Source organism: Arhodomonas sp. KWT2 (assembly GCF_041949875.1).
Lineage (GTDB): Bacteria > Pseudomonadota > Gammaproteobacteria > Nitrococcales > Nitrococcaceae > Arhodomonas > Arhodomonas aquaeolei.
In genome coordinates this window covers 29967-44964 of sequence record NZ_JBHFPQ010000050.1, presented here as the reverse complement: position 1 = coordinate 44964, position 14998 = coordinate 29967, and the positions used below count along the sequence as shown (strand labels likewise).

Sequence of the window (14998 nt, the reverse complement as noted above, 5' to 3'; positions counted from 1 at the left end):
GGGCGCTCAGATCACCTGGCCGAGCTTGAAGATGGGCAGGTACATGGCGATGACCAGCCCGCCCACCAGCACGCCGAGGATGACCATGATGAACGGCTCCAGGAGGCTGGAGAGGCTGTCGATGGCCGCGTCCACCTCCTCCTCGTAGAACTCGGCGACCTTGCCGAGCATGGTGTCGAGGGAGCCGGCCTCCTCGCCGATGGCGATCATCTGTACCACCATGTGCGGGAACATCTTGGTCTGATCCGCCGCCCACTGCAGCTGCTGGCCCTGGGCGACCTCCTCGCGCATGCGCAGCACGAGGTTGCCGTACACGGAGTTGCCCGTGGCGCCGGCTACTGACTCCAGGGCGTCCACCAGGGGCACGCCGGCCGCAAACATGGTCGAGAGCGTACGCGCGAATCGCGCGATCGCCGCCTTGTGGAGGATCGGGCCGATCACCGGTATGCGTAGTACCACCCTATCCAGGAAGTGCTGGAATTTCGGTGATCGTTTGTACGACTGTACTGCCGCGATCACCGCTGCCACCAGGGCGATGAGGATGAACAGCCAGTTCTCCCGCGTGAAGTCCGACAGGTCGATGACCATGCGGGTGAACGCGGGCAGGTCGGCGCCGAAGCCCCGGAACAGCGACTCGAACTGCGGCACCACGTAGATGAGCAGGATCGCGGTCACGCCGATGGCCACGCACACGACCGCCGCCGGGTAGAACAGCGCCTTGCGGATCTTGCGCTTGATCGACTCGGTCTTCTCCTTGTAGGAGGCGATCTTGTCGAGGAGCGTGTCGAGCACACCGGCCTGCTCGCCGGCCTCGATGAGGTTGCAGACGAGCTCGTCGAAGTACATCGGGTGCTTGCGCAGCGAGTCGGACAGCGGTGTGCCGGACTCGACGTCTTCCTTGATGCCGAGCACGAGCTGCTGCATGTTCGGGTTCTCGTGCCCGCGGCCGATGATATCCAGCGCCTGCACGATGGGGACGCCGGAGTCCAGCATCGTCGCCATCTGGCGCATGAGTATCGCGATGTCGCCGGAACGGATGCGCTTGCGCCGCTGTCCCTCCATGAGCTCGGCGATGGAGGACTTGCGCCGGATCCGCTGTGCCGCGATTCCCTGCTTGCGCAGGGTCGCGCGAAGGCTGGTCGCGCTCTCGGCGCGGGAGTCGCCCTTGACCTTGCGGCCGTTGCGGTCGACCCCTTCCCAGTTGAAGCTGTTGAGCTTGAGCGCCTTGGTCGCCATGGCCTAGTCCACCGTGACCCGGTTGATCTCCTCCAGGCTGGTGACGCCCTCGCGGACCTTGTCCAGCCCCGAGGTGCGCAGGTCCTTGACGCCTTCGCGCTCGGCCTGTTCCTGCAGCTGCATTGCGTTACCACCCTCCATGATGATCTGTCCCATTCGCTCTGATACGGGCATGACCTGGTAGACGCCCACCCGCCCCTTGTAGCCGGCCGCGCACTGATCGCATCCCTGGGGGCCGTAGAGGACGAGGTCGTCGATCTCGTCCTCGCGGAACCCTTCCTCGAGCAGCGCCTCCCGCGGGATTTCCTGGGGCTGCTTGCACTGGCTGCACAGTCGCCGCGCCAGGCGTTGGGCGATGATGAGGTTCACCGACGAGGCGATGTTGTAGCCCGGCACGCCCATGTTGGCGAGACGCGTGAGCGTCTGCGGCGCATCGTTGGTGTGCAGCGTCGAGAGGACCAGGTGGCCGGTCTGGGCCGCCTTGATCGCGATCTCCGCGGTTTCCAGGTCGCGGATCTCGCCGACCATGATTACGTCCGGGTCCTGGCGCAGGAACGAGCGCAGCGCACCGGCGAAGTGCAGCCCGGCCTTGGGGTTTATGTTGACCTGGTTGATGCCGCCGACGTTGATCTCGACCGGGTCCTCCACGGTGCAGATGTTGCGGTCCGTGGTGTTGAGGATGTTCAGTGCGGTATAGAGCGAGACCGTCTTGCCGGAGCCCGTGGGGCCGGTCACGAGCACCATGCCGTAGGGCTTGTGGATGTAGTCGAGGAAGTGCTCTTTCTGCTCCGGCTCGTAGCCGAGCTGGTCGATGCCCATCTGCGCCGAGCTTGGGTCGAGGATGCGCAGCACGATCTTCTCACCGTAGATCGTTGGCAGCGAGCTGACACGGAAGTCGATGGCCCTGCGGCGCGAAAGGTTCATCTTGATGCGTCCGTCCTGCGGGACGCGGCGCTCGGCGATGTCCATGCGCGACATCACCTTGAGTCGCGCGGCGAGGCGCGGTGCAAGGGCGCTCGGCGGGCTCGCGACGTTGTGGAGAATGCCGTCCTGGCGGAAGCGGACCCGGTACTCGCGCTCGTAGGGTTCGAAATGGATGTCGGAGGCACCGCGGTTGATCGCGTCCAGCAGGACCTTGTTGATGAAGCGCACCACCGGCGCGTCGTCGGTGTCCGGCGTGGCGGCACCGGCGTCCTGGTTCTCCTCCTCCTCGCCGCTGGAGACCTGGAGGTTCTCCAGGTCCTCGTCCAGGTCGAGGTCGGCGAGGGCGTCGCCGGCGTCGTTGAGTGCGTTCTCGATCGCGGCGCCGAGCTTGTCGTCCTCGACCAGAACGGGCTCGGTAATCAGCCCGGTGTGGAACTTGAATTCGTCCAGGGCGCGCAGGTTGGTGGGGTCGGAGACGGCGACGTAGAGGCGCTTGCCCCGGTGCACCAGCGGCAGCGCCCGGTGATGGCGGATAAGGCGCTCGCGCACCAGGGATACGGCCGTCTGGCTGAGGTCGATGGCGTCCAGATCCATCACCGGCAGGCCGAACTCGTCCGACCCCGCCGCCGCTATGCGCAGCGGCGCGACCATGCGCTGTTCGGTAAGGTAGGTAACGAAGGGCTGTTCAGCCTGCTGGGCCGCGGCGAGCGCTTGCTGAGCCTGCTCGGTTTCAAGCAGACCGTCGCGAACGAGCCGCCCCGCGAGTCCCCCGAGCTTCACCGACGGATTGGCCGTTGCCATAGGCTGTCACCACTTGCCTGATGGAATACGGCGCGAAATGCCCCGGGGTTGGCCGCCCCGTCGCGCCTGTTGCCGACTCCCCTTATGGGGCGACTATACCCGATCGTCCCGTCGACTGTAACCAGCCCCGCCGGGGCCCGGTGCCCGTTTGCCGCAGGTTTTCGCGGCAAAATGGGAACGGGTCGGCACTAATGCGTGTCCTCCTCGACCAGGTTCACGCCGGCGGCCCAGAGCGAAGCGAGCGTGCCGGCGCGGGCGACCGGGGGCGCGATAACCGCGACATCATGAGCGCGGGCGTGCCCGGTAATGGCGCGCAGGGCGGTGTCGTCGAGGACGGAGCCGTCACTGGCGAGCAGTGCCTCATGCAGCCGGATGAAGGCCAGCGGCAGCGCCGCGGCGATCTCCGCGAGGCGTGCGGCGTCCGCGACGCCGGAGACCGCCAGTGGGTCCGGAATGTTCGCGGCGAGGGCCGGGGTGGCGATTTCGGCGGCGGCCACTTCCGGGATGACAGCCCCCTGGGCGACGCCGTGATGGTCGCAGCGCCCGCGCAGCCACCCGGGGTAGGCCGGATCGGCGAGCGTGCCGACCCCGAGCGGCACGATGACCGCCGCGATATCGGCGGATGCGGCCAGCCCGTCGAGGACGCACTCCAGGACCTCGCGGTCCAGCCGCATCGCCAGCCGGGAGCCGGCGATGGCGGGACCGTAGTCCCCCGGCGGCAGGGGCGATCCGGCCTCGTCGAGGATACGCGGGTGTACCCGGGCGAGGTGGCTCGTACCGCCGTCGAGACGCGTCAGTGCCGCGCTGCGCGTGGCCAGACGCTCGGCATTCAAGGCGCTCTCGATGCGCCTGCGCCACTCGCCGCTGCTCCTGTGGCCCCCCGGTTGGGGGAGCGGGCCGGAGGCGCTTAGAAGGCCCTCCGGATCCGACGCCGGCGTCACTCCGCGGGCATCGACCTGCGCCGATACGGTTGGCGCCGCGCCCTCGGCGGCGTCGGCGAGGCGGGCCGCGAGGTCGCCGCAGGCGCCGGCGGGGACGCCCCGTGCGAGAAACGCGAAGCGGTCGTGCCCGAGCCGGGCGAGAGGGCCCAGCGGCGGCACCGCAGTGTTCATGGCGTCGGCGGCGGTGATGATCGCCGCTTCCTCCTCGGCCGGCGTGTCGCCGTCGGTGGTGAGCGCGATGTGCAGCACGGTGGAGGGGACGCGGTCGGCCGTTGCGGTGGCCGTGGCGACCTCGGCGAGCAGGGCGTCTCCGCGCATCAGGCCGGTGGCCGGGTCGCTGTGTTCAAGCATGCAGGCGTTGGTGATCCGGCGGCGGTTGGCCTGGATCCGACGACGGAGGAGGGGGGCGAGTACGGCCTCGTGGCCGGGCCCCAGAGCCAGGTCGACACCGGGGGGCGGGCACCGCGGCGGGTCACCGGCGTGCAGGGTCGCAAGTACCGGTGCCGTCAGCGACGGACGCTGGCGGATGGCCGGAACCAGCGTGGTCGTGAGCTCGGCGTCGACGATCACGGCGTCCGGCCGCCATCGCTCCAGCCTCAGCAGCAGGGCGTCGTCGTCCGGCTCGAAGGTGGTGACGGCGAGGCCGTCTGTCGCAAGCGCATCCGGAATGGAGGCGGCGGTGCCGATCAGCGCGGTCCGCCCCGGTTCCCCGGTGTCGCCCAGCCCGGCGAGGACCCGCCGCAGCGGGCCCGGGGCGACGGGCTGTGGCACCACCGCGTCGGCCCCGGCATCGAGGGCGCGGCGATAGCTGCCGACACCCGCATCCGGGACGGCGAGGATGAGCGTGGTGGCGCCGGGGTCTCGGGTTGTCCGCCATGGTGGGCCGTCCTCGCCGGCGGGAGGGTCCACGGCCGCGACGATAACGGCCGGCGGGCGGTGGGCTACTGCGGTCCGGAGCACGGCCGCGCTGGCGAACGCGCGGGCGTGGTGGCCGTGCGCGCGCAGTGCCGCCGCGAGGTGTTGGCTGTCCGTCAGCTGCGACAGGCAGATGTAGATGGTGTCGGGCCGGTCCGTTCCCTGGTCCATGGCGGTCTCTCATGATGGCGTCCCCTGCGGGCGGGGCCCGGTGGCAATGGTGCGTCATTCCCCGTGCGCGGTCGAGCGGACCTTGTGTGCCGAAGGGTGCGGCGTTATGCTCTGAGCGACATATACCCCTCCCACCGGGGGAGGGATTGAGGCCAGGAGGTGAACGATGGAGTTCCAGGTTGAGGGTATGTCCTGCGGTCATTGCGAGAAGGCGGTTCGCGAAGCGGTCGAGGCCGTGCCCGGGGTGGAGTCGGTCACCCGGGTGGACGCGGCGAGCGGTGCCCTGGTGGTGAGCGGCGAGCCGGAGGCCGGGGCAGTGGCCGACGCTGTGCGCGAGGCCGGTTACGACGTGACGGCGCCGTCGTCATGAGCGAGGCCGAGACGCACTGCGGACTGCAGCTCGACGACGGGGTCCGCGAGGACGCCCGTCGCCGTCTGCTGTCCCTGCGCGGGCATGTCGATGGTATCGCCCGCATGCTCGAGCGCGACGAGATCTACTGTGTCGACGTGCTCAAGCAGATCAAGGCGGTGGAGGGCGCCCTCGGCAAGGTCGGGGATCTCGTTCTCCGCAGCCATCTGCGCAACCACGTCACCACCGCCCATGAGCGCGGCGATACCGACCGTATCGTCGAGGAGCTGATGGACGTCCTGAAGTACCGGTGAGCCGACCATGAGCACCACTGTCGATATCCCCGTGGAGGGGATGACCTGCGCGGGCTGTGTCTCCCGCGTCGAGAAATCCCTCGGCGGCGTCTCCGGCGTCAGCGAGGCCAGCGTGAATCTCACCACCGGTAACGCCCGGGTGGCCTTCGACGGGGACCCGGCGGTGGCGGACGCGGTTGCCGCGGTCCGGGACGCCGGCTACGACGTCGCCACCGAGGAGCGGACGTTCACCATCGAGGGCATGACGTGTGCCGGCTGCGTGCGCCGCGTGGAGCGTGCGCTCGCCGCCGTGCCGGGCGTGCTCGAGGCCAGCGTCAATCTGACCCTGGGCAACGCGCGGTTGAACGTCATCCCCCGCGCCGATCTCGACCGCGAGGTCATCGCCGCGGTGGACCGGGCGGGCTACACGGCCAGCCGCGATGCGGACGAGGGGGCGCCCTCGCAGGGAGACCGTGCCGACCCGGAGCTGACGCGGCTGAAGCGCTCGGTGGCGTTCGCGGCAGCGTTCACAGTGCCGCTGGTGATCATCGGCATGGGCAAGATGCTGCCCGGGATCGGTTCGTGGATGCAGTCGGTGATGCCCGAGCGGGCATGGATGTGGCTCGAGCTGGTGCTGGCCTCGCCCGTGCTCTTCTGGGCCGGTGCGCGGTTCTTCCGCGGCGGCGTGGCGGAGCTGCGCCATGCCGCGCCGGGCATGGACAGCCTCGTGATGCTCGGGGCCAGCGCCGCCTGGGGCTATTCGTTCCTGGCGCTGGTGGTGCCCTGGATATTCCCCGAGGGCACGGCGCAGACCTACTTCGAGGCCGCCGGTGTGATCGTCACCCTGATCCTCGTCGGCCGGCTGCTCGAGCACGTCGCCCGCGGGCGGACCTCGGAGGCGATCCGCGGGCTGCTTGCACTGCAGACCCCCACCGCGCGGGTCCGTGACGGCGACGATACCCGGGAGGTCGATGTCTCCGAGGTGAGCGTCGGGGCCGAGGTGGTGGTGCGCCCCGGGGAGCGGGTGCCGCTGGACGGATCCGTGATCGAGGGTCGTTCCTGGGTGGACGAGTCCATGCTCTCCGGCGAGCCCGAGCCTGTGGCGAAGGAGGCGGGTGCCGAGCTCATGGGCGGTACCGTCAACGGCCAGGGCGGGCTGGTGATGCGGGTCAGCCGCGTCGGCGGTGACACGGTGCTCTCCCAGATCATCCGCATGGTGGAGGCCGCGCAGGCCGAGAAGCCGCCGATACAGCGTCTGGCTGACCGGATCGCGGGGGTGTTCGTGCCCCTGGTGCTGGCCGCGGCGGCGATCACCTTCGTCGTCTGGCTGGCGGCCGGGCCCGAGCCGGCGCTGTCCTACGCCTTCGTCACCGCGGTGAGCGTGCTGCTCATCGCCTGCCCCTGCGCCATGGGACTGGCCACGCCCACGGCGATCATGGTCGGTACCGGCCGGGGCGCGCGCATGGGCGTGCTCTTCCGCCGCGGGGCGGCACTGGAGGGCCTGGCGAAGGCGGATACCGTGGTCATGGACAAGACCGGGACCCTGACCCGGGGGCGGCCGGCGGTCACCGACGTGCGCGTGCTCGCCGGCGACGAGGCGACGGTGCTTGCCCGTGTCGCCGCGGTCGAGGCCCTGAGCGAACACCCGGTGGGCGAGGCCGTCGTCGCCGCGGCCCGGGACCGCGGTCTGGAGCCGACGCGCGCCGAGGGCTTCGAGGCGGAGGCCGGCTACGGTGTGCGCGCCCGGGTGGACGGTCACGACATCGCGGTCGGCGCCGAGCGCTACCTCGAACGCCTCGATGTGGCGGCGGGTGATGGCCGGGAAATCGCCTCGACGCTGGCGGCCCGGGGTCGCACCCCGCTCTACGTCGTCGAGGACGGTCAGCTGGTCGCGGTGCTCGGCGTGGCCGATCCGGTCAAGCCGGAGGCGGCGACCGTCGTTTCAGCGCTGCGCGAGCGCGGGCTCACGGTGGCGATGCTTACCGGTGATACCCGTACCACCGCGGAGGCCATCGCTGGGGAGCTGGGGATCGACCGGGTGGTCGCCGAGGTGCTGCCGGCGCAGAAGGCGGACGAGATCCGGCGCCTGCAGGGCGAGGGCCGGCGTGTCCTGTTCGTGGGCGACGGCATCAACGACGCCCCGGCGCTGGCCCAGGCGGATGCCGGTATTGCCGTGGGAACGGGGACGGACGTGGCCATCGAGGCCGGCGATGTGGTCCTGATGCGGGGATCGCTGGACGGGATCGTCAATGCCGTGGCGCTCTCGCGGGCGACCCGGCGGACCATCCTGATGAACTTCGCCTGGGCCTACGGCTACAACGTCGCGCTGATCCCGGTGGCTGCGGGGGTGCTCTGGCCGGTGAGCGGCTTCCTGCTCAACCCGATGCTCGCCGCGGGCGCGATGAGCCTCTCCAGTGTGCTGGTGCTCACCAACTCCCTGCGGCTGCGCCGGTTCCGTGGGCCCATGGGCCCGGGGGAGGCGGGTGAGGCGGCCGGCGGGCGTACGCCGGCCGCCGCGGCCTGATCAGCCGCCGTTGACCTGATCCTTGAAGCCCTTGCCGGGGCGGAAGGCGGGAACGCGGCTGGCGGCGATCCGGATGCTCTCGCCGGTCTGGGGGTTGCGCCCGGTCCGGGCCGCGCGCTCGGTCCGGGTGAAACGCCCGAAGCCGGTAACGCTGACATCGGTGCCGTCGGCAACTGTGCCCTGAATGGTGTCGAACAGCGCGTCCACGACCTCGGCGACCGCCTTGCGAGGCAGCTCGTCACAGCGGTCACGTACGGCGTCGATGAGCTCGTTCTTGTTCATCACAGGATTCATTCGCCTCTCTCCCTTCGATTGCTGTCGGAGTCGGATCGCTCGCCACCGGGCGGCGGCAACGCAGGGTCTGTGGCGGAGTTCAGCAGACGCATTGCCGCCGTGTCCAGCGATTCCGCGACGAGTGTGACCGGGACCACATTACAGGAGGGTTTTGGCGACGCTCCAACGAAAAAGGGGCCGGATCCGTCGATCCGGCCCCTTCTCGGGGAATGGTCGGGGTGACTGGATTCGAACCAGCGACTCCTACGTCCCGAACGTAGTGCTCTACCAAGCTGAGCTACACCCCGGATTGTCTGCTAGTGGCGACGGTCGGCAGCGAATCGTGCCAGCTCAGCGAGGGCCTCGCGGAGCCGATCGTCCCTCGCGAAGGTGAGTGCTGCCTCTGCCTGGCGCGCCTCCTCCTCAGCGAGGCGGCGAGTATAGGCAATGGCGTCGGTGTTTGCAATGGCCTCGCAGACCGCGGTGATCCGTTCGCGCCCGCCGGCCTCGATCGCCTCGCGGATGAGTGCCCGGGTATGCTCGTCGCCGACCTCCATGGCCCGGATAAGCGGCATCGTCGGCTTGCCCTCGGCGAGGTCGTCGCCGACGTTCTTGCCGATCTCCGCGGGGTTGCCATCGTAGTCCAGGGCGTCGTCAATGAGCTGGAAGGCGGTCCCCAGGTGGCGGCCGTAGGCCGCCGCCGCGGTGTCGTCGCTGCCGGCGAACAGCGCGGCCAGGCGGCAGCCCGCCTCGAACAGGGCCGCGGTCTTGCGGTAGATGACCTCGCGGTAGCGGGCCTCGTCCACGTCGGCGTCGTGGACGTTAAGCAGCTGCAGCACCTCGCCCTCCGCGATCGTGTTGGTCGCGCGTGCGAAGGTCTCCATGGCCTCGGTGCTGCCGAGCTCCACCATCATCTGGAACGAGCGGGTGTAGAGGAAGTCGCCGACGAGCACGCTCGCCTCGTTGCCCCAGATATGGTTGGCCGTGTCCTGTCCGCGGCGCTGGTCGGAGCCGTCGACCACGTCGTCGTGGAGCAGCGTCGCGGTGTGGATGAGCTCGACGATGGCCGCCAGCGGGATGTGGCGGTCGCCCCCGTAGCCGGCGGCGCGGGCGGTCAGCAGCACCACCATCGGGCGCAGCCGCTTGCCGCCGCTGTTGACGATGTAGGCGCCGAGCTGGTTGATGAGCACCACGTCCGAGCGCAGGCGGTCCTGGATGGCCCGGTCGACGGCCTGCATGTCCTCGGTGACGAGTTCGCGAATGGCGGCGAGATCCATTAAATGGTCCGTCCCGGGCAGCTCCTGGAGTGGTGAGTCGACCGGATGCTAGAGAGGGGGGTGGGGGGTGTCAAGAAAACGCCCGCGGGAGTTGACCTCGCGCGGCGCGAAGCCTATGATTCGCGGTCTTTAGTTTCCCAGACTGCATTAGCAGCGAACCGGATTTGGAGAACGCAGCCATGTACGCCGTGATCAAGACGGGCGGTAAGCAGTATCGCGTCAGCGAGGGCGATGTCCTCCGTGTGGAGAAGATGGAGGCCGAGGCCGGCTCCACGGTCGAGTTCGACCAGGTGCTCATGGTCGGCGGCGACGACGTGAAGGTGGGTTCTCCGCTGGTGGACGGCGGCCGTGTTTCCGCCGAGGTGGTCTCCCACGGCCGTGACCGCAAGGTCGAGGTGGTGAAGTTCAAGCGCCGCCAGGGCTACCACCGCAAGCACGGCCACCGCCAGCACTTCACCGAGGTCAAGATCACCGGCATCAACGCCGGCTGAATCGGAGGTTAACGAGGCATGGCACATAAGAAGGCAGGCGGTAGTACCCGCAACGGTCGCGACTCGGAATCGAAGCGCCTGGGCGTGAAGCGCTTCGGTGGCGAGGCGGTGCGCGCCGGTAATATCATCGTTCGCCAGCGCGGCACGCACTTCCACGCGGGCGCCAACGTCGGCATCGGTCACGACCACACCCTGTTCGCCAAGAGCGACGGTGAGGTCGTGTTCGAGCGCAAGGGGCCGCGCAAGCGGCGCTTCGTGAGCATACGCGCGGCGAGCTGATCGGCGACCGAACGCATCCCGAAAAGCCCCGTCGCAGGACGGGGCTTTTTTTTGCCGGTAAGGGCCGGCTCGAGGTGGCGGTATGAAATTCGTGGACGAGGCGCGTATCCGGGTCGCCGCCGGTGACGGCGGGGACGGCTGCGTGAGCTTCCGGCGGGAGAAGTTCGTCCCCAGGGGCGGGCCTGACGGCGGCGATGGCGGCCGTGGTGGCAGCGTCTACCTGGTCGGCGACGAGGGCCTGAACACCCTCGCGGACTTCCGTCACAGCCGCCGCTACGCGGCCGAGCGCGGTGAGAACGGCCGCGGCCGGCAGATGACGGGGCGCAGCGGCGACGACGTCATCGTGCCCGTACCGGTGGGCACCGTCGTCACCGACCGGGAGACCGGCGAGGTGATCGGCGATGTCACCGCCGAGGGCGAGCGGCTGCTCGTGGCTCGCGGTGGCGACGGCGGTGTCGGCAATATCCATTTCAAGAGCTCCACCAACCGTGCGCCCCGGCAGTCTACGCCGGGGCAGGATGGCGAACGCCGCGAGCTCTCGCTGGAGCTGCGCGTGCTCGCCGATGTCGGCCTGCTCGGGCTGCCCAACGCGGGCAAGTCCACCCTGATCCGCGCCGTCTCCGGTGCCCGCCCGCGGGTGGCTGACTACCCCTTTACCACCCTGTATCCCAGCCTGGGCGTGGTCCGCGTGGGACCGGGGCGCAGCTTCGTGATGGCGGACATCCCGGGGCTGATCGAGGGGGCGGCCGATGGTGCCGGGCTCGGGGTGCGTTTCCTCAAGCACCTGGCGCGTAACCGGCTGCTGCTGCACGTCCTCGACATCGCCTGCATCTACGACGACCGTGACCCCGCCGCCGATGCGCGCTCGGTCGTGGACGAACTCGCCGCGTTCGACCCCGGGCTGGCGGCGCGGGAGCGCTGGCTGGTGCTGAACAAGATCGACCTCATTCCCGCCGACGAGCGCGACGCGGTGGCCGCCGAGATCACCGCGGCGATGGATTGGGAGGGCCCGGTGTTCCTGGTCTCCGGTGAGAGCGGGGAGGGCACGGACTACCTGTGCCAGCGCGTCATGGACCGCCTGGAGGCGATGCGGGGCGAGGGTGACGCCGATGGATGAGGGTGCGCGCTGGCGCGCCCGGCTGGCCGATACCCGGCGCTGGGTGCTCAAGGTGGGCAGCGCCCTGGTGACCAATGAGGGCCGGGGGCTCGACGGTGAGCGCATCGCCGGCTGGGTGGCTCAGATCGCGGACGCTCATCGCCAGGGGCGGCAGGTCGTGCTGGTCTCCTCCGGCTCCGTCGCCGAGGGCGTGCAGCGCCTTGGCTGGCCCCGTCGGCCGCATGCGCTGCATCAGCTCCAGGCCGCCGCGGCGGTCGGGCAGATGGGGGTGGTCGAGGCCTACGAGCGGGAGTTCCGCCGTTTCGGTCTGCGCACCGCCCAGGTGCTGCTCACCCATGAGGACCTTGCCGACCGTCGCCGCTATCTCAATGCACGCAGCACCCTGCGCACGCTGCTGGCGCTGGGGGTGGTGCCGGTGGTCAACGAGAACGACACGGTCGCCACGGACGAGATCCGCTTCGGTGACAACGACACCCTGGCGGCGCTGGTGACCAACCTGGTCGAGGCGGAGGTGCTGGCGATCCTGACCGATCAGTCCGGCCTGTACGATGCCGATCCCCGCCGGAATCCGCGGGCCGCCCTGATCAACGAGGCGGACGCCGCCGATGAGCGCCTGGAGGCGATGTGCTCGGATGCGCCCGGTGCCCTGGGCAGCGGAGGGATGCGCACGAAGGTGACCGCGGCGGCCCGTGCCGCTCGTTCCGGCGCTGTGACCGTGATCGCCTCGGGCCGCCTTCCTGACGTGGTGGCACGAATCGCCGGCGGAGAGCGGCTGGGCACGCTGCTGTGGCCCTCGCGGGAGCGGATGGCGGCGCGCAAGCAGTGGCTGGCCGGCCAGCTGCAGGCGCGGGGGACGCTGTGGCTGGACGCCGGTGCGGCACGGGTGCTGCGCGAGGACGGCCGCAGCCTCCTGCCGGTGGGCGTGACACGGGTGGACGGGCGATTCATGCGCGGTGACATGGTGACCTGTCTCGACCCGGATGGCCGCGAAGTGGCCCGGGGGCTGGTGAACTATGGCTCGGGGGATGCCCGCCGGCTGCGCGGCGTCTCCTCCAGTCGCATCGAGGCCGTACTCGGGTATGTCGACGAGCCCGAGCTCATCCACCGTGACAATCTGGTGCTCTCGGAGGAGAGCTGAGGCGGGTGCCGGTGGGGCGTGTCCGGCCGGCAGGTGGAAACGAAGACGCCGGCCAGCGGCCGGCGTCTTCGTCACGATCAGGCAGGTTCCGGCTTAGCCGAGGGCCTTGATCTTCTTGGCTAGGCGCGCCTTGTGCCGCGCGGCCTTGTTCTTGTGGATCACCCCTTTGGTGGCCATGCGGTCGAGGACCGGGACGGCCGTACTGTAGGCTTGCTCGGCCTTCGCCTTGTCGCCCGCCTCGATCGCCTTGATCACCTGCTTGAGCTGGGAACGCATCATCGAGCGGCGGGCCTGATTGTGGCGACGGCGCTGCTCGGTCTGACGAGCGCGCTTCTGAGCAGAGGCGATGTTAGCCAAGGTCGAACTCCTGCGTGATCCTGTCCACGATAAAGTCGCGTATGATGGCGCCTCGCCCGGTCGGTGTCAATCACGCGCGACGCCCGCGGCGCGCGGGCGCGCGACCGCGTACCGGGCCCGGGCATCGCAGGCGTATACGGAGACAACGGCATGAAGGTAGCGGGCCTGTTCCGGGCGTTGCTGACATTCAGCTCGTGGACGCTGCTCTCGCGGGTCCTGGGGCTGGTGCGCGATATCGTCCTGGGCGTGGTCTTCGGCCCGTCGGCAGGGATGGACGCGTTCCTGGTGGCGTTCAAGATCCCGAACTTCATGCGCCGGCTCTTCGCCGAGGGGGCGTTCTCCCAGGCCTTCGTGCCGGTCCTCTCGGAGTACCACACGCAGAGCACGCCGCAGGAGGTCAGGGCGCTGGTGCGCCGGGCCTCCGGGAGCCTGGCGGTGGTGCTGTTGGCGGTGACCCTCGTGGGGATGGCGGCCTCGCCCTGGCTGGTGCGGGTGTTCGCCCCCGGCTTCGCCGGTGACCCCGAGCGCCTCGCGGCGGCAGCGGGGATGCTGCGGGTGACCTTTCCCTACCTGATGCTGATCTCGCTGACCGCGTGTGCCGGCGCGGTGCTCAACAGCCTGGGCTCGTTCGGTCCGCCTGCGTTCGCGCCGGTACTGCTCAACATCTGCCTGATCGGCGCGGCGCTGATCCTCGGCGACGTGCTCGATCCCGGGGTGGCGGTACTTGCCTGGGCGGTGGCACTCGCCGGGGCGTTGCAGCTGGCGCTGCAGCTGCCGTTCCTCGCCCGCCAGGGGTTGCTGGTGATGCCGCGGCCGGATTTCCGCGATCCCGGCGTTCGACGGGTCCTGCGGCTGATGGGGCCCACGCTGTTCGGCACCTCGGTGCAGCAGATCAACCTGCTCGTGGACACGGTGCTGGCGTCGTTCCTGATGACCGGCAGCATCAGCTGGCTGTACTGGTCCGACCGTCTGGTGGAGTTTCCGCTGGGCATCTTTGGCGTCGCCCTCGGCACGGTGATCCTGCCGCGGCTGTCTCGGGATCACACCGGCGCCGGGCCGAAGGCGTTCAACGCGACCCTCGACTGGGCCCTGCGGCTCACGCTGGTGCTCATCGTCCCGGCGACCGTGGGGCTGATGGCGCTGGCCGCGCCGATGCTGGCGACGTTGTTCCAGTACGGCGCCTTCGGGGCCCGCGATGTCCAGGCGGCGAGCTTCAGCCTGCTCACCTACGGGGTGGGGCTGTTCCCCTTCGTGCTGGTCAAGGTCCTGCTGCCCGGCTATTTCGCCCGCCAGGACACGCGCACACCGGTGCGTTACGCGGTGGTCGCGATGGTGGTAAACGCGGTGTTCAGCATCGCCGCCGTGGCGCTGCTGTACGGCAGCGGCGTTGCCCACGCCGGGCTGGCCCTGGGTACGGCCCTGGCCGCGGGGGTGAACGCCGGACTGCTCGTGCGCGGGCTGCGCCGGCGCGGCGTCTACCGGCCGCAGGCCGGCTGGCCGCGCCTGCGCCGGCAGGTCGGTCTGGCGGTCCTGGTGATGCTCGCCGTACTCTACTGGCCGGCCCGCCAGCTCGACGCCTGGATCGCGGCGGGACCGGGGCTGCGGGTGGCCGCGCTGGCGGGCTGCATCGTGGTGGCGGCGGTGGCGTATTTTGCCGTGCTCCTCGCCCTCGGTCTGCGCCCGGCGATGCTGCGCGAGCCGCCGTCGTCGGAGGTTCGGACGCCGGCGGGGTAGACCGGCCGCGCCCGGCGGCGGGCCGTCTTCACGGACGGGTGCCGGTCGGGACCCCGGCTCCCGGGAGGCGGCCCGGACTGTCGCACGCCTGCGGCGCACGACCTACCTGCGGGTTCCGGCCGGGATATACCGTGCCATCTGTAGGTCGGCTGCTCCTGGCAGCCAACAGCTTCCGGGC

14 protein-coding genes and 1 tRNA gene are annotated in these 14998 nt (G+C 70.0%); 8 read left to right on the top strand and 7 right to left on the bottom strand.

What is annotated here, in order from left to right; all coding sequences use genetic code 11:
* Positions 1-6 precede the first annotated feature (6 nt).
* The 3 genes from ACEZHJ_RS15005 to ACEZHJ_RS14995 all read right to left on the bottom strand — a co-directional run bounded on the left by ACEZHJ_RS15005 (position 7) and on the right by ACEZHJ_RS14995 (position 4988).
* Positions 7-1236, bottom strand: coding sequence for a type II secretion system F family protein (locus ACEZHJ_RS15005; protein ID WP_163139545.1), 1230 nt, complete (start codon positions 1234-1236; stop codon positions 7-9).
* Positions 1237-1239: 3 nt separating this feature from the next.
* Complete coding sequence (gene pilB, locus ACEZHJ_RS15000; RefSeq protein WP_163139547.1) at positions 1240-2961, bottom strand: type IV-A pilus assembly ATPase PilB; 1722 nt, start codon at positions 2959-2961, stop codon at positions 1240-1242.
* Between the two features lie 188 nt (positions 2962-3149).
* The gene (locus ACEZHJ_RS14995) at positions 3150-4988 is read right to left on the bottom strand and encodes an EAL domain-containing protein (protein WP_163139549.1); all 1839 of its coding nucleotides are present in this window, start codon (positions 4986-4988) and stop codon (positions 3150-3152) included.
* Between the two features lie 166 nt (positions 4989-5154).
* Here ACEZHJ_RS14995 and ACEZHJ_RS14990 point away from each other — a divergent pair, with 166 nt between their 5' ends.
* The 3 genes from ACEZHJ_RS14990 to ACEZHJ_RS14980 are packed head-to-tail and all read left to right on the top strand — an operon-like array spanning position 5155 to position 8154.
* Complete coding sequence (locus ACEZHJ_RS14990; RefSeq protein ID WP_018717310.1) at positions 5155-5358, top strand: heavy-metal-associated domain-containing protein; 204 nt, start codon at positions 5155-5157, stop codon at positions 5356-5358.
* Positions 5355-5651, top strand: a complete 297-nt coding sequence (locus tag ACEZHJ_RS14985) for a metal-sensitive transcriptional regulator (protein ID WP_018717311.1) — start codon at positions 5355-5357, stop codon at positions 5649-5651. Before ACEZHJ_RS14990 ends, ACEZHJ_RS14985 begins: the two co-directional genes overlap by 4 nt.
* A 7-nt stretch (positions 5652-5658) precedes the next feature.
* A complete protein-coding gene (locus ACEZHJ_RS14980) occupies positions 5659-8154 on the top strand; it encodes a heavy metal translocating P-type ATPase (RefSeq protein WP_018717312.1) in 2496 nt (831 codons plus the stop codon).
* On the opposite strand, the gene ACEZHJ_RS14975 is transcribed toward ACEZHJ_RS14980, so the two are convergent.
* The 3 genes from ACEZHJ_RS14975 to ACEZHJ_RS14965 form a co-directional block, all read right to left on the bottom strand.
* On the bottom strand, positions 8155-8448 hold the full coding sequence (locus ACEZHJ_RS14975; protein WP_018717313.1) for an HU family DNA-binding protein: 294 nt from the start codon (positions 8446-8448) through the stop codon (positions 8155-8157). It lies immediately after the preceding gene.
* 210 nt (positions 8449-8658) lie between these two features.
* Positions 8659-8735 (bottom strand) — tRNA-Pro (locus ACEZHJ_RS14970).
* 9 nt (positions 8736-8744) lie between these two features.
* Positions 8745-9704, bottom strand: a complete 960-nt coding sequence (locus ACEZHJ_RS14965; RefSeq protein WP_018717314.1) for a polyprenyl synthetase family protein — start codon at positions 9702-9704, stop codon at positions 8745-8747.
* Between the two features lie 179 nt (positions 9705-9883).
* Between ACEZHJ_RS14965 and rplU the strand changes: the two genes are divergently transcribed.
* The 4 genes from rplU to proB all read left to right on the top strand — a co-directional run bounded on the left by rplU (position 9884) and on the right by proB (position 12729).
* Positions 9884-10195: a 50S ribosomal protein L21 gene (gene rplU / locus ACEZHJ_RS14960; protein WP_018717315.1), complete on the top strand. Its 312-nt coding sequence runs from the start codon at positions 9884-9886 to the stop codon at positions 10193-10195.
* An 18-nt stretch (positions 10196-10213) separates the two neighbouring features.
* Entirely contained in the window at positions 10214-10474 is a 261-nt protein-coding gene (gene rpmA / locus ACEZHJ_RS14955; RefSeq protein ID WP_018717316.1) for a 50S ribosomal protein L27, read from the top strand.
* Positions 10475-10556: 82 nt separating this feature from the next.
* Positions 10557-11591 carry an Obg family GTPase CgtA gene (gene cgtA / locus ACEZHJ_RS14950; protein WP_375036664.1) on the top strand — a complete coding sequence of 345 codons (1035 nt, stop codon included), beginning with the start codon at positions 10557-10559 and terminating at the stop codon, positions 11589-11591.
* Positions 11584-12729: a glutamate 5-kinase gene (proB, locus tag ACEZHJ_RS14945; RefSeq protein WP_375036663.1), complete on the top strand. Its 1146-nt coding sequence runs from the start codon at positions 11584-11586 to the stop codon at positions 12727-12729. Before cgtA ends, proB begins: the two co-directional genes overlap by 8 nt.
* A 93-nt stretch (positions 12730-12822) precedes the next feature.
* Here proB and rpsT read toward each other — a convergent pair whose 3' ends face one another.
* On the bottom strand, positions 12823-13086 hold the full coding sequence (rpsT, locus tag ACEZHJ_RS14940; RefSeq protein WP_375036662.1) for a 30S ribosomal protein S20: 264 nt from the start codon (positions 13084-13086) through the stop codon (positions 12823-12825).
* A gap of 150 nt (positions 13087-13236) precedes the next feature.
* Between rpsT and murJ the strand changes: the two genes are divergently transcribed.
* Complete coding sequence (gene murJ / locus ACEZHJ_RS14935; RefSeq protein ID WP_375036661.1) at positions 13237-14820, top strand: murein biosynthesis integral membrane protein MurJ; 1584 nt, start codon at positions 13237-13239, stop codon at positions 14818-14820.
* Positions 14821-14998 lie beyond the last annotated feature (178 nt).